The sequence below is a fragment of the Aestuariibius insulae genome (assembly GCF_040783535.2).
In the GTDB taxonomy this organism is placed as follows: Bacteria; Pseudomonadota; Alphaproteobacteria; order Rhodobacterales; family Rhodobacteraceae; genus Aestuariibius; species Aestuariibius insulae.
The window spans coordinates 356,890-370,101 of sequence record NZ_JBFONW020000002.1; the positions used below are offsets into that span (position 1 = coordinate 356,890).

At 61.7% G+C, this 13,212-nt stretch carries 15 protein-coding genes; 3 read left to right on the forward strand and 12 right to left on the reverse strand.

Annotated elements, in window-relative coordinates:
* Positions 1-127: 127 nt before the first annotated feature.
* Positions 128-556, reverse strand: coding sequence for a PaaI family thioesterase (locus tag AAD018_RS08045; protein WP_367314978.1), 429 nt, complete (start codon positions 554-556; stop codon positions 128-130).
* 59 nt (positions 557-615) lie between these two features.
* Here AAD018_RS08045 and AAD018_RS08050 point away from each other — a divergent pair, with 59 nt between their 5' ends.
* On the forward strand, positions 616-1,398 hold the full coding sequence (locus tag AAD018_RS08050; RefSeq protein WP_367314979.1) for an enoyl-CoA hydratase: 783 nt from the start codon (positions 616-618) through the stop codon (positions 1,396-1,398).
* Positions 1,399-1,502: 104 nt separating this feature from the next.
* Here AAD018_RS08050 and AAD018_RS08055 read toward each other — a convergent pair whose 3' ends face one another.
* Genes AAD018_RS08055 through AAD018_RS08065 form a run of 3 tightly spaced genes read right to left on the reverse strand, consistent with a single transcriptional unit; the run spans position 1,503 to position 4,922 of the window.
* Positions 1,503-2,972 (reverse strand): carboxypeptidase M32, encoded by a 1,470-nt coding sequence (locus AAD018_RS08055; protein ID WP_367314980.1) that lies wholly within the window; start codon positions 2,970-2,972, stop codon positions 1,503-1,505.
* Entirely contained in the window at positions 2,969-4,120 is a 1,152-nt protein-coding gene (ctaA, locus tag AAD018_RS08060; protein WP_367314981.1) for a heme A synthase, read from the reverse strand. Before ctaA ends, AAD018_RS08055 begins: the two co-directional genes overlap by 4 nt.
* Positions 4,121-4,178: 58 nt before the next feature.
* Complete coding sequence (locus AAD018_RS08065) at positions 4,179-4,922, reverse strand: RNA methyltransferase (protein ID WP_367314982.1); 744 nt, start codon at positions 4,920-4,922, stop codon at positions 4,179-4,181.
* 83 nt (positions 4,923-5,005) lie between these two features.
* Between AAD018_RS08065 and AAD018_RS08070 the strand changes: the two genes are divergently transcribed.
* Positions 5,006-5,629 carry a thiamine phosphate synthase gene (locus AAD018_RS08070; RefSeq protein WP_367314983.1) on the forward strand — a complete coding sequence of 208 codons (624 nt, stop codon included), beginning with the start codon at positions 5,006-5,008 and terminating at the stop codon, positions 5,627-5,629.
* Here AAD018_RS08070 and olsA read toward each other — a convergent pair.
* From olsA to AAD018_RS08085, 3 genes are all read right to left on the reverse strand, one after another.
* On the reverse strand, positions 5,626-6,450 hold the full coding sequence (gene olsA / locus AAD018_RS08075; RefSeq protein WP_367314984.1) for a lyso-ornithine lipid O-acyltransferase: 825 nt from the start codon (positions 6,448-6,450) through the stop codon (positions 5,626-5,628). The two genes, AAD018_RS08070 and olsA, sit on opposite strands and share 4 nt — an antisense overlap.
* Complete coding sequence (gene olsB / locus AAD018_RS08080) at positions 6,447-7,220, reverse strand: L-ornithine N(alpha)-acyltransferase (protein WP_367314985.1); 774 nt, start codon at positions 7,218-7,220, stop codon at positions 6,447-6,449. Before olsB ends, olsA begins: the two co-directional genes overlap by 4 nt.
* 156 nt (positions 7,221-7,376) lie before the next feature.
* Positions 7,377-7,559 carry a DUF3553 domain-containing protein gene (locus tag AAD018_RS08085; RefSeq protein WP_367314986.1) on the reverse strand — a complete coding sequence of 61 codons (183 nt, stop codon included), beginning with the start codon at positions 7,557-7,559 and terminating at the stop codon, positions 7,377-7,379.
* Positions 7,560-7,585: 26 nt separating this feature from the next.
* Between AAD018_RS08085 and AAD018_RS08090 the strand changes: the two genes are divergently transcribed.
* Complete coding sequence (locus AAD018_RS08090) at positions 7,586-8,197, forward strand: histidine phosphotransferase family protein (protein WP_367314987.1); 612 nt, start codon at positions 7,586-7,588, stop codon at positions 8,195-8,197.
* On the opposite strand, the gene AAD018_RS08095 is transcribed toward AAD018_RS08090, so the two are convergent.
* The 5 genes from AAD018_RS08095 to AAD018_RS08115 are packed head-to-tail and all read right to left on the reverse strand — an operon-like array spanning position 8,194 to position 13,212.
* Positions 8,194-9,459 carry a glutamate-5-semialdehyde dehydrogenase gene (locus AAD018_RS08095; protein WP_367314988.1) on the reverse strand — a complete coding sequence of 422 codons (1,266 nt, stop codon included), beginning with the start codon at positions 9,457-9,459 and terminating at the stop codon, positions 8,194-8,196. The two genes, AAD018_RS08090 and AAD018_RS08095, sit on opposite strands and share 4 nt — an antisense overlap.
* Before the next feature lie 33 nt (positions 9,460-9,492).
* On the reverse strand, positions 9,493-10,605 hold the full coding sequence (proB, locus tag AAD018_RS08100) for a glutamate 5-kinase (RefSeq protein WP_367314989.1): 1,113 nt from the start codon (positions 10,603-10,605) through the stop codon (positions 9,493-9,495).
* Entirely contained in the window at positions 10,593-11,627 is a 1,035-nt protein-coding gene (obgE, locus tag AAD018_RS08105) for a GTPase ObgE (protein ID WP_367314990.1), read from the reverse strand. The genes proB and obgE overlap by 13 nt, the downstream gene beginning before the upstream one ends.
* The gene (locus tag AAD018_RS08110; RefSeq protein WP_367314991.1) at positions 11,624-12,670 is read right to left on the reverse strand and encodes a GNAT family N-acetyltransferase; all 1,047 of its coding nucleotides are present in this window, start codon (positions 12,668-12,670) and stop codon (positions 11,624-11,626) included. The genes obgE and AAD018_RS08110 overlap by 4 nt, the downstream gene beginning before the upstream one ends.
* Positions 12,667-13,212, reverse strand: a complete 546-nt coding sequence (locus AAD018_RS08115) for a GNAT family N-acetyltransferase (protein ID WP_367314992.1) — start codon at positions 13,210-13,212, stop codon at positions 12,667-12,669. The genes AAD018_RS08110 and AAD018_RS08115 overlap by 4 nt, the downstream gene beginning before the upstream one ends.

Sequence of the window (13,212 nt, forward strand, 5' to 3'; positions counted from 1 at the left end):
ATGGGCCCTCTGGCCCCTGGTATAAGATGGGAGGGTTATAGACATGCCAAGATGCGGGTCAAGTACCCACGGGCCCAGAATTATACGCTAGAACAATCACTTACGAATTAGGTATTAATATACCCCACTATATCGCAGCTCCGGGAGGGATCGAATAGGTCAGCCCTGCCCGTGCAACGGGCTCCGTCATCCCGTCGCTGAATAGCATCGCATCCCCGACCGCCAGAACCCGCCCCAGCTTTAGAAGGCGCGCTTCGCAGATCATCTCCGCCGCCGCGGCCGGCTTGCGCATGAAGTCGATCGTGCAATTGGTGGTGACAGCGAGTGCCCGAGGCCCGATCCGCGACAGGATCGCCAGATAGATCGACACATCGGCCAAGGCAAACATACTCGGCCCGGACACCGTCCCGCCGGGTCTCAGATGCCGCTCGGCGGTCAGAAGCCGCACGGTCACGCTATTTGACCTCACAGCGTCAATTTGGAAATCCCCATGAACCTGCGGAAAGGCCGTCTTCAGAAACTCCGTCAAAGCGGCCTTGTCCATCCGGATTGTCATCGCTCTTCCCCCGATCCTTTGCGCGTCCTAGAGTTTCGCAGCATTGACGGGAGGACAAGATGGCATTGCTCGAACGGCGCGATCAGGGCGGGATCGCTCATCTAACAATGACGGCCCCTGAACGGCTGAACGCCTTGTCCGATGACATGCTGGAGGCATTCCAGGATCAGATCGACAGCCTGGCGCTGGATCACGAGCCGCGCGTTGTCATTCTTTCCGGCGCCGGCAAGGCCTTTTGTGCGGGCCATGACCTGAAGGAAATGCAGGCCAAGAGACAAAGCGCCGATGGCGGGGCAGCGGCCTTTCGTGACCTCTTTAATCGCTGCGCCAAGGTTATGATGGGTCTGCAATCCCTGCCCCAACCGGTGATCGCCCAAGTCCACGGGATTGCAACAGCTGCCGGCTGCCAACTCGTAGCGACCTGCGATCTGGCAGTGGCAACAAACGACACGCGCTTTGGCGTAAACGGCGTCAATATCGGCCTTTTCTGTTCGACACCGATGGTGGCATTGACCCGCGCTATCGGTCGAAAGAAGGCCTTCGAGATGCTCACCACAGGTCAATTCATCTCCGCTGACGAGGCCTGCCGAATCGGCCTTATCAATCACAGTGTTTCCGCTGAGGATCTCGAGGCGACCACAAAGGATCTGGCCGAGACACTCGCCGCGAAACTCACCTCAGCGCTTCGGATCGGCAAGCGAACCTTCTATGATCAGGCGCAGATGACCGTCGAGAAGGCCTATGATCATGCGGCTCAGGTCATGACAAAGAACATGCTCGATGCGCGGACCGAAGAAGGGATCACAGCCTTTCTCGAAAAACGCCCGCCGGACTGGGCCTGATCTCTTTGCCTCCTCAAATATCCCAGGGAGTGTGAGGGACAGCGTCCCTCACGCCCGCGCGGCGAGCGCAAAGAGTCACGTGCAGCGTCAGCTGCTCCTTTCGATCAAAGCCCGTAAAGCGCGCTGAACTTCTCTTCCAGATAGTCCAGAAGCGGCGCTTCGCTGGGTGCGGTGCCCGTCGCTTGGGCAATGACCTCGCGCGGCAGCATCAGCGCGCCGTGCTGCTGGACGGCTCCGCGTAGCCAGCTTGTTGCGGCGCTCAGATCGCCCTGGGCCATCCGGTCGTCTAGATCAGGCACCGCCTCTCGCAAGGCCCGGTGCAGCGATCCGGCATAGACATTGCCCAGCGTATAGGTCGGAAAATAACCAAAGAGCCCGACCGACCAATGTACATCCTGCAAGACGCCGTTTGACGGCTTGTCGACCGCGAAACCGAAATCGGCCTCGAACCGGTCGTTCCATGCGGCTTCCAGATCCTCGACAGCCAAATCGCCGGTCATAAGGCGATGTTCCAGATCAAAGCGCAAAAGGACATGCAGATTGTACTGCACCTCATCTGCCTCGGTCCGGATATAGCCGCGATGCACGCGGTTGGAGGCGGCATAGAACGCCTCGGGGCCACTGATCGACAGGGAGCCGAAGCGGTCCGTCATCTGCCCGTAGAGCCATCCGGTGAAGGCCTGGCTGCGCCCAAGCTGGTTTTCGTAGATCCGGCTTTGGCTTTCATGCACACCCATAGACGCCCCGCGGCCCAGCGGGGTCATCGCATATGCCGGATCGATCCCCTGCTCATACGCGGCGTGACCGACCTCGTGGATCGTCGAGTAAAAACAGTTGAACGGGTCGGTGGCATTCGTGCGCGTGGTGATGCGCACGTCATCGCCGGATCCTGATGAGAACGGATGCACCGCCTTGTCGATGCGGCCGCGCTGGAAGTCGTATCCAAAGACCTCGGCCAGCCTTGTCGAGAGCGCGAGCTGATCCTCTTCGACGAAAGTGCCGGTCAGTTCGGGGCCAGGCGCGGCCTCGAAGATGCGGTCCCTAAGATCCACAAGACGCGGTCTGAGCGCGCCAAACATCTGCTCGAGCATCTGGGCGGTCGCCCCGGGCTCGTAGTCGTCGAGCATCGCATCGTAGACCGCACCGCCACCCGCAAGCGCCGCCCCTTCTTGCCGCTTGAGATCGACCACGGTCTTGAGCGTCGGGAGGAAGGCGGAGACATCTTCCTCAGCTCTCGCGGCCGCCCAGATCCCTTGCGCGCGACTGGTCGTGCGGGCGATCTCGGCCGACAGGTCGGGCGGAACCTTGGTGTAGCGGTCAAAGGCGCGGCGGATCTCTCTGAGCTGAGCCTGCTCGACAGAGGTCTGGGCCTCTGCGGTCTCCAGCCAGTTGGCAACCTTGGGATCGGTGCGTCTTGCATGAAGGACGCTGTCTATGGCGGCCATCTCCTCGGCGCGTTGCTCGGACGCGCCGCGCGGCATGACGGTTTCCTGGTCCCAGCCCAGACGGCCCGCGATCTGCGCTAGCGCCTCAGTCTCGCGCTGGAAGGCCATCAAATTCTCGAAACTGCTCATTGGATCGCACCTCGCACGGATTGTTCCGGAGGATAGCCCGCAAGGAACCGCGCCCTGAGGATCAGGATCCAGAGGATAACCGCTGCGAACTGGTGAAGGATGGCAAGCTGCCATGGGGCGGAATACATGACAGTCACGATACCGAGCAGCATCTGAACGACCATGAGGGCCACCATTGCTGCAAAGGCGCGCCGGGTAGCGACATAGGGGGACCGCTGGGCCCGCCAAAAGATCAAAAGACCCGCAAGGAACAGAACATAGCCACTGATCCGGTGCATGAACTGAACGAGGCCGTCATTTTCGAAGAAGTTCCGCCAGATAGGCGTCAGCTCAAACGGTTGAGGCGGAAGAAAGCCGCCGGCCATCAGGGGCCAGTCGGTGTAGTTGCGGCCCGCATCGATCCCGGCCACGAGCGCGCCCAGAAGGATCTGTAGAAAGGCCAGCGCGACAAGTCCGCCCGCCAGCGCGAAAAGCCCGCTTTCGCGCGCGCGTCTTGCCTGAAAAAGATCCCGCTGGGACCGGCCCAGGCGGAAGGCGTACCAGCCGATGAGCCCCAGGATCAGGAAGGCCAGCCCCAGATGGGTCGCGAGCCGGTAGGAGGCGACATCGAGCATCCCTTCTTCAAGTCCCGAAGACACCATCCACCAGCCGATGGCGCCTTGCAGACCGCCAAGCGCGCCAAGCAGCAACAGTCTGCTGGTCCAGCCTTTTGGCATGCGTTTAGTGACGAGAAACCCGACGAAGCCTATGGCCCAGACCAGCCCGATGAAGCGGCCAAGCTGTCGGTGGCCCCATTCCCACCAATAGATGACCTTGAATTCGGCCAGCGACATGCCGCGGTTCTGCTCCTGATATTCAGGAATCTGGCGATATCTGTCGAACTCTGAGGCCCAGTCTTCCGCCGAAAGCGGTGGGACCGCGCCGGTGACCGGCGCCCATTCGGTGATCGAGAGGCCGCTATCGGTCAGGCGGGTCAGCCCGCCCACGGCGATCATCAGGACGACGAGGGCAAAGAGGACGAAGAGCCAGATGCGGATCGCGCCGCGGCCCCTGTCCTGCTCTTTGTCGATCAGTCCGGGCTGGGGTGCCGCGACGTCTGCCTTGGGCGTCTCGCCGACATCTTCGAAAATACTGCGGTTCTTCGCCATGCTGCTCTACTTAACGTTTGTTCACCCGTACCTAGGCCTCGCCTCCAAAAGCAGCAAGTCAATCGTCTCGCTCTTTCCAACGCACCATTTGACGCAGGATACCATGCAGGATCTGAACGTCAGCCCGGGTGAGCGGCATCCTGCTCCAGAGGTTGCGCAGATTGGTCTTCATTCCCTCGGCCTTGGTGTCGGGAAAGAAAAACCGGGCGGTCTCAAGGCGATCCTCGTAATGGGAGGCCAGCGCCTCGATCTCGACCTGGGAGGCCCAGTCGCCTGCAGCCTCGGTCTGCTCGTGGATTATTTCGGCGGTCTGGCGGCGCCACTCATAGGCCATCAGCAATACGCATTGCGCGAGGTTGAGCGAGGCGAAGTCAGGGTTGACCGGAACCGAGACGATGGCATTGGCGCGCGCGATGTCGTCGTTTTCCATCCCCGCCCGCTCGGGGCCGAACATGATTGCCACACGCTCTCCCGCTGCGATCCTGTCGCGCGCTTCGGTCATCGCGCGTTCGGGCGTCAGTACGGTCTTTGTCAGACCGCGCGGGCGGGCTGTCGTCGCCAGAACCCAATGACAATCGGAGACAGCCTCGGCCGTGGTCTGAACCAGCTGCGCGTCATCGAGAAGCCGCCCGGCGCCGCTGGCCATCGCCACCGCCTTGCTGTTGGGCCAGCCATCTCGCGGAGCGACGACACGCATCCGGTCGAGGCCGAAATTCCACATGCCGCGCGCGGCCGCGCCGATATTCTCGCCCATCTGCGGGCGGATCAGGACAAAGGCGGGCTGCGGGGACGAGGTTGGCATGATCGCTGCCTCTAAGCAGGCCTTGGCTTGTTCGCAACCCTTCGTTACGACAGGCCAATTCGCAAGAAAGTGACACGCCCGCGATGCCGGATCCCGTTCAGCAGCCTCAGCTTTATCTCATCACGCCTCCGGTTCTTGAGCTGTCGCGGTTTCTAAAGGATCTCAAAGCCTGCCTGGACGAGATTCCCGTCGCCTGCATGCGGCTGTCGTTGGCGACGGAAGACGAGGATCGCATCTCGCGCACGGCGGATGCGCTGCGCGAAGAGCTTCATACCCGCGACATCGCTCTTGTTCTGGATCGGCATGTGGTTCTGGCCGAGCGGCTGGGGCTGGACGGCGTTCATTTGACAGACGGGGCGCGGTCGGTGATCGCTGTGCGCAAGACGCTGCACGCGGATGCCATCGTCGGCGCCTATTGCCACGCCTCCAGCCATGACGGGATGAGCGCGGGAGAACGCGGGGCCGATTACATCTCGTTCGGGCCGGTCGGGGATGCACCGCTGGGTGATGGAATTCAAGCCGAAGACGACCTGTTTCAGTGGTGGTCGCAAATGATCGAACTTCCCGTCGTCGCTGAGGGCGGTCTCACCGAGGATCATATCGCGCGGCTGTCGCCTTTCGTGGACTTCTTCGCCCTGGGACCAGAGGTTTGGGAGCAGGACGATCCGCTTGCGGCCTTGCGCACTCTTCACAAGGCAATCGGCTAGGTCAGGTATTCCTCGAGCCCGTGTCGTACGGCGGTTTCGGCCGTGCGAGCCAGGGTCTTTCGGTCGGCCATCTCGTCGATGATAATAGGCGGGTGCAGGACGACATCGACCCGCCCTTTGTGCGGCATGGCGAGGATCCGAAGCAGATGGCTTCCAAACTCCATATCGCCCCACCAGCCGTAAAGCCTGTCATCGACCTTGTGATGCGGGCGGTAGACGACAGAGGTCGGCACGATCTCGGCTCTGCGCCCTGAAGTCAGGAAAGCGTCGAAGAGGCTAGATTTGAACGGCAGGACCCGGCGGCCATCGGTTGAGGTGCCTTCGGCGAAGAGGACAAGCTGATGACCGGCCTCCAGCCTTTCCCTGAGCTGATCCCTTTGCCGCGCCGCTGTCTTGCGATCTCGGTCGATGAACACCGTCCCAGTGGCGCGGGCGAGCCATCCAATGAAGGGCCAGTTCGCAACCTCGGATTTCGAGACGAAATAGACCCGGTGAACGGCATTGAGCACAAAGATATCGAGCCAGGAGGCATGGTTCGCCACGATCGTCCCGCACGAGCCCTTTGATCGGTCATGAACCATCAGACGCAGGCCAATGATCAGGAGTGACAGGCGGCACACCCCTTGGGTGATGTAGGGCGTGACGGGGCGGCGCAGACCATTCAGCGGGCGTTCGATCAGCCTTAACAGCACAAGGAGAGCAAGCCCCACCGAGAGGATAACGAGCAGGACGGCTGCGCGTGGCACGATCCGAAGCCAGCCGGTCAGGCCGGGGCTCGGGATCTCGGGCGGTGTGGTTTCGGAATACCACGCCTGCGTCATTCAGCGCTTTCTTTGATATAGAGCGCCCTTTGCCGCGCGTTCATCGCTTCAGTATCCATGATGAGGCAGATGTCGGTCGTGTTGAAATCCTGGTCGATATAGGCTCCCAGTCCGACCCGGCCACCCAGCCTCAGATAGGCCTTGATCAGCGACGGCATCTGGAGGAGCGCCGTCTTGCGGTCGACTGCCTCCCTGGGGAGGAGATCCATTCGCTGAAAGCCGCTTGGCTTGGCGGTGACACGCAGGGCTTCGGGCGCGAGATGTCGGTGGTGGAGGAAGGAGAGTGGCTGTGCAAGGGCGGCGGGATCCGTTCCGTGAAAGCTGGCGACGCCGAAAAGGATCTCTATCTCGGCTTCGAGAACGAAATCGGCCAGCGCACTCCAGAGTTCATACAGGGCGGATCCACCGCGATAATCGGGATGAACACAGGACCGCCCCAGCTCGAGCAATTTGCGGCCCGAGGTCCGAAGCGGGGCGAGATCGTATTCATCGTCGCAATAGAACTGCCCGGCGGCCTGCGCACCGTCGGGTGTCATGATCCGGTAGACGCCCACGACCTGATCGTCCTCGGCGCGGGCCCGGTCAAAGAGCAGGAGATGCCGAAAGGAGGGATCGTAGATGTCGCGTTCAAGCCGCCTGTCGTGATCGACCAGCGGCCCGTCGCCGCCCAGTTCGGTCACGAAGACGTCGTAGCGAAGCCGCTGGGCCGCCTCGACCTCCTCCGACGTCGTGGCAAAGCGCGTCTCGAAGTGAGGCGTTGTCGCCGCCATTCTCGCTCCCGGTCCGTTCATGATCCTAAAGGCGCCGCCTTCTAGAATGCGGCGGACCCGATGGCAACTGGATCCGCTGCTTTACCTATAGTCGCCAATTGACAGGGGGGGCGGCACCGCTACTCTGAGTTGTGTTTGTGCAAGAATTCTTTGAAGCTAAGGAGAGAATACGATTTCCAGTGACACCCTGTCCCCATCGATCACGGTTTTGCCGAGGTCCGGAAAGTTGACCGTGACCTTGCCGTCGATATTCGATTGCACCTGTCCCGTTCCCCAGTCGGGGCGATCGGGATGCCGGACAAGCATGCCCGGCTCCATTATAGATGTGATGCCCGTCATCGATCTGTCCTCGGTTGCTGCCATCCATGTCTGACACTTCGCAAAGCATTCCGTCCAGCCTTGTCGCGCTTGTGGGCTCGAGGATCTGTCATGATCTGGTCAGTCCGGTCGGCGCGATCCTAAACGGCGTCGAACTGCTCGAGATGTCGGGTCAGGGTGAGACGCCGGAAATCGCCCTGATCCGGGAAAGCGTCGAGAATGCGAATGCGAGGATCCGGTTCTTCCGCATCGCATTCGGGGCAGCTTCGAAGGAGCAGAGGATCGGCGCGCCCGAAGCGTCAGAGACTCTCGCAATCCTCGAGAAATCCGGACGGCTCAAATATCGTTGGCAGTCGGAGGCGGATCTGTCCCGGGAAGAGGTTCGGCTGATCTTCCTTCTTTTGCTTTGCTTTGAAAGCGCGATGCCTCTTGGCGGATCCGTATCGGTCGTCCAACGGGATGGAGGATGGCGGATCGAGGCTGAGGCGAAGAAGCTGAAATACGACACGGCGCTCTGGTCATCGCTGGCTGCGCCGAAAGGCATCATGGATATTCCCGCCTCTCAGGTCCAGTTCGCGCTTTTGCCGGGTCTGATCCGCGAGAGCGGAAGACGGCTTCACCTCGAACATACAGAGACGCGCATCCGGGCCCTGCTTTAGGCCCGGATCGCACCGTTCCCAGAGACGACGTATTTGAAGCTGCAAAGCTGCTCGGCTCCGACAGGGCCACGCGCATGCATCTTGCCGGTGGCGATGCCAATCTCTGCCCCCATCCCGAACTCGCCGCCATCGGCGAACTGGGTGGAGGCGTTGTGCATCAGGATGGCGCTGTCGAGGCTGTTGAAGAAAGTCTCGACGGCAACCGGATCCTCGCTGAGGATGCAATCGGTGTGGTTCGATCCGTAGCGGCGAATATGGGTGATGGCCTCCTCCAGCCCGTCCACAAGCTTGACCGCGACGATCATGTCGAGGAATTCCTGGCCGAAGTCATCGTCTTGCGCGGGTATCGTCCCTTCGATCTTGGCGAGCTCGCCAGCAGCGCGCACTTCGACCCCTGACTCAAGCAGAGCCTCGACAAGGAATGGTCCGTGCTCGGTATAGAACCGCCAATCGATGAGCAGGCATTCCATCGCACCGCAAATCCCCGTTCGGCGTGTCTTGGCGTTGAGAATGATGTCGCGGGCCATGTCGGGCTTTGCGGTCTTGCCGACATAGGTGTGACAGATCCCCTCGAGATGGGCGAAGACCGGCACTCGCGCCTCGCGCTGGACCAGACCCACCAGTCCTTTGCCGCCGCGAGGGACGATCACGTCGATCGTCTCGACCATGCCCAGCATCTCGCTGACCGCCGCCCTGTCGCGGGTCGGGACAAGCTGGATCGCATCCGCAGGCAGGCCTGCGCTTTTCAAACCCTCGACCAGACAGGCGTGCAGCGCCTTGGAGCTATGGTAACTCTCTGATCCGCCTCGCAAAATGACAGCGTTGCCCGCTTTGAGGCAAAGCGCCCCCGCATCGGCAGTGACATTGGGCCGGCTTTCGTAAATGACACCGATCACGCCGAGGGGGGTTCGGATCCGCTTGATCTTGAGGCCGGTGGGCTGCTCCCATTCGGCGATGATCGCGCCGACCGGATCGGCCTGTTCGGCGATAGCGCGCAGGCTGTCTACGATGCCGCGCAGACGGTCTTCATTCAGCTCGAGCCGGTCGAGCATCGCGGGTGTCAGACCTTTTTCGCGCCCGAATTCCATATCCTCGGCATTGGCGTCGAGGATCGCGTCGCGGCGCGTCCAGACGGCCTCAGCCGCGCCCAGCAGGGCAGCATATTTGCGTTCGGAGGAAGCCATGGCGAGCTCAGTTGCCGCAGCCTTGGCCCGCGCGCCCAGATCGGCCATCATCTCGTGAATATCCGAAAAATCCTTCATCGCATCCTCATCTGGCCAGAGCGGCCCAGGTTATCATTGCAGAACCATGTCGTCGCGGTGGATCAGAGCGGCCCGTGCGTCGTATCCCAAAACCGCCGGAAGGTCACGGGTCTGCAAGCCCTTGATCGCGGCCGCCTCGACGCTGGTATAGCGGCTGAGGCCGACGCCAAGCGATGCGCCGTCCGCGCCTTGGATCGCGACAGGGTCGCCCCTTCCAAAGGATCCGGTGACATTGGTGACGCCAGCAGGAAGAAGGCTTTTGCCATTGCGCAGGGCGCGCTGTGCTCCGTCATCGACGGCGACAGCGCCTTTGGATTTCATCGCGGCAATCCAGCTTTTGCGCGCGGCTTGTGGATCGGTCTGCGCGAGAAACCAGGTGGCGCGGTTATTATTTTCTATCTGCCGCAAAGGGTTGTCGTGGCTTCCTAAAGCGATGGCCATGGCGCATCCACCGTCCGATGCCATGCGGGCGGCCATCAGCTTGGTCCGCATTCCGCCTTTTGACAGCCCCGAGATAGCATCGCCTGCCATCGCTTCGATCTCGGGCGTGATCCGGTCGACGACGGGGATATGCGTGGCCTCGGGATCGATCGAAGGGTTCGATGTATAGAGGCCGTCCACATCCGAAAGGAGCACCAGCTGATCGGCGCCGACCGTGACGGCAACCTGAGCGGCAAGCCTGTCATTGTCGCCATACCGGATCTCGTCGGTGGCAATGGTGTCATTCTCGTTCACGATAGGGGTGACGCCCAGCTTGAGAAGCTGCTCGAGCGTTGCGCGGGTGTTGAGATAACGGCGGCGGTCTTGCGAATCCTCCAGGGTTACAAGGACTTGACCCGTTCTGATGCCGTGTGGCGCCAGCGCCTCTTCATACGCGCGTGCAAGGTGGATCTGGCCGACGGCAGCAGCGGCCTGGGATTGTTCGAGCGCAAGATCGGTGGGCGAGAGCTCCAGCAGGCGGCGGCCCAGGGCAATGGAGCCTGACGAGACGACAATCACATCGGTGCCCCGGCTGCGGATCGCGGCGATGTCTTCGGCCAGGGAGTTCAGCCAGTCGCGGCGCAGTCCCGCTGCCTGATCCACGAGCAAGGCCGATCCGATCTTGACGACCAAGCGGCGCGCCTCCCGGATGTTCAGGGACGCCAAGGCTCATCCTCGGCGGGGGCCTGTTCGGCCTGTCGACCTTCCGCGATCTCGGCCTGAAGAACGCGCAGGACGTTCTGAACGCCTTCCTTGCTGACGCCCGACATGAGATAAACGCGCCTGCCTGACGCTTTTTCGAGGGCAAAGCGCGCAGCCTCCCGCTCTTCGTCGTCGAGAGCGTCGATTTTATTAAGCGCAGTTATGCGGGGCTTGGCCGCAAGATCGCCGCCATAGTTCTCGAGCTCGGTAATAATCGTCTGGTAGTCGTCGGCGATGGTCTCGGACGTGCCGTCGAGGAGATGCAGAAGGACCGCGCAGCGTTCCACATGACCGAGGAAGCGGTCGCCGATGCCTTTCCCCTCGGACGCGCCCTCGATGAGGCCGGGGATATCGGCAATCACGAATTCCTTCCCGTCGACCCCGACGACGCCCAGGTTCGGGTGCATCGTGGTAAAAGGATAATCCGCGATCTTGGGCCGAGCATTTGAGGTGGCGGCGAGAAAGGTCGACTTGCCCGCATTGGGCAGGCCAAGAAGGCCCGCATCCGCGATCAGCTTGAGCCGCAGCCAGATCGTCCGCTCGATCCCCGGCTGGCCGGGATTGGCGCGGCGGGGCGCCTGGTTGGTGGAGCTTTTGAAATGGAGATTGCCGAAACCGCCATTGCCGCCCGTCGCGATCTTTACGCGCTGGCCTACTTCGGTCAGATCGGCGATGACCGTTTCCTCGTCCTCGTCCAACACCTCGGTCCCGACGGGCACTTTCAGCACAATATCCTCGCCCGAGCGGCCGGTGCGGTTCTGGCCCATCCCGTGCTGCCCGTTCTTGGCAAAGAAATGCTGCTGGTAGCGGAAATCGATAAGCGTGTTCAGACCATCGACCGCCTCAACCACGACGTCGCCGCCACGACCGCCATCACCGCCATCGGGGCCACCATATTCGATGTATTTCTCGCGCCGGAACGAGACGGAGCCCGCCCCGCCCGAGCCGGATCGAATATAGACCTTGGCGAGGTCGAGAAATTTCATGTGAGCGCCTCGAATGCTGTCCGCGTCAGGCGGTACTCGGTTGCGGGCGAAGGCTCAAGCCGTGCCGCTGACCAGCGTTCGTCCAGATGGCGGTGTTTCTCGAAACCGAGGCGGTTCATAACGACGCCAGAGGCCGGATTGTCATCGAAATGATCCGCCTCGATAAGATCGATCTCGAACTGCCCGAAGCAGAAGCTAAGGAATGCCCGCATGCCTTCGGTCGCATAGCCTTGGCCCCAGTAATGTGGATTGATGAAGTAGGCGCAGGACTGATGCTCAACTTCCGGAGACTTGCCGAAGCCAAAACAGCCGATGACCCGCGCGTCCTTTGTCAGGACCGTTGCGCGAAAACCGGGCCGTCCGTGATATCGCCCGGCGGCGATCCAGCGGCGACATTGCACTTCAGGCCACGGGGTCATGACGCTGGCTAGCATAGGCGCAACACGGGCATCGCCACCAATTCGCACCAGATCCGGCCAATCGGCATCGTGGATTTCGCGAATGACCAGGCGGTCGGTCTCGATCCGGAAGGCGCGCCGTGCCTGCCAGCGGGCGCGGCTTAGCGTCAGGGCGCGCCCCTCCACCTTTTTCCCAAAAACCCGGCTTTCGAGAGTCTTGGGTCCGGTCTCGAGAAACCCGAGCTTGGCCAGGACATTCGCCGATGCCGCATTGCCCGCCATATAGCTCGATGAGAGATCTTCCTCCTCGGTCAGGTCGAAATAGGCATCCACGACCGCATCTCCGGCCTCGGTGGCAATCCCTTGTCCCCAAGCCTCGCGCGCGAGCCAATAGCCAAGACCCTCATTCGTCGCAATCGTTCCGATGAGGCGACCGTCTCTCTCAATCGCCCAAACAAAACCCGATCCATCTTCTGTGACAACGGCGTCGAGAAACTCCTGCGCATCGGAGAGCGCATAGGGATAAGGCGGCCGGGAGAGCCAGCGGACCACCTCATACTCTCCGATCAGCTCCTTGATCCGTTCCGCATCCGAATGCCGCAGAGGCCGCAGCTTGAGCCGGGGCGTCCGCAGGACGGGCGTCACGGGTCCAGCTTTCGACTGTAGGTCCAGGTCGGCACAAGGGTGTTGCGCGCCACCGAGAACGCCTCTGCGTCGCCCAGATAGTCGAAACCGGCCTGCATCAGAACGCGGGCCGAGGCCGGATTGTCCTGAAAGACAGAGCCGAAGATATGCGTGTTCTGATGCGGATTTCCCGCGATCAGGGCGCGCACCGCCTCGCTGGCATAGCCGGTCTTCCAGAAGGCAGGCGCGATCCAATAGCCGATCTCGGACTGGTCACGGTCAAGCCGGGTCAGGCCGATGAGGCCTAGAAGCTCCGCATGACCGCGGCGGCTGCCATCAAGCGCCCAGACATCCTCGACCCGGTCCTCTGCCCTGGCGCGGGCCAGCAAGGCTGCCGTGGCGCCCGGAGGAAGGGGGTGCGGGATCGAAGTCGTCATATTGGCGACACGTGCATCACCCGCATGCAGATCGATCAGCCCGGCATCGCTGGCGCGTAGGGGCCGCAGCGTCAGGCGATCGGTTTCGATGGTTGCTTGGGCGGGGGTACTCAGAAGAACAGTCAT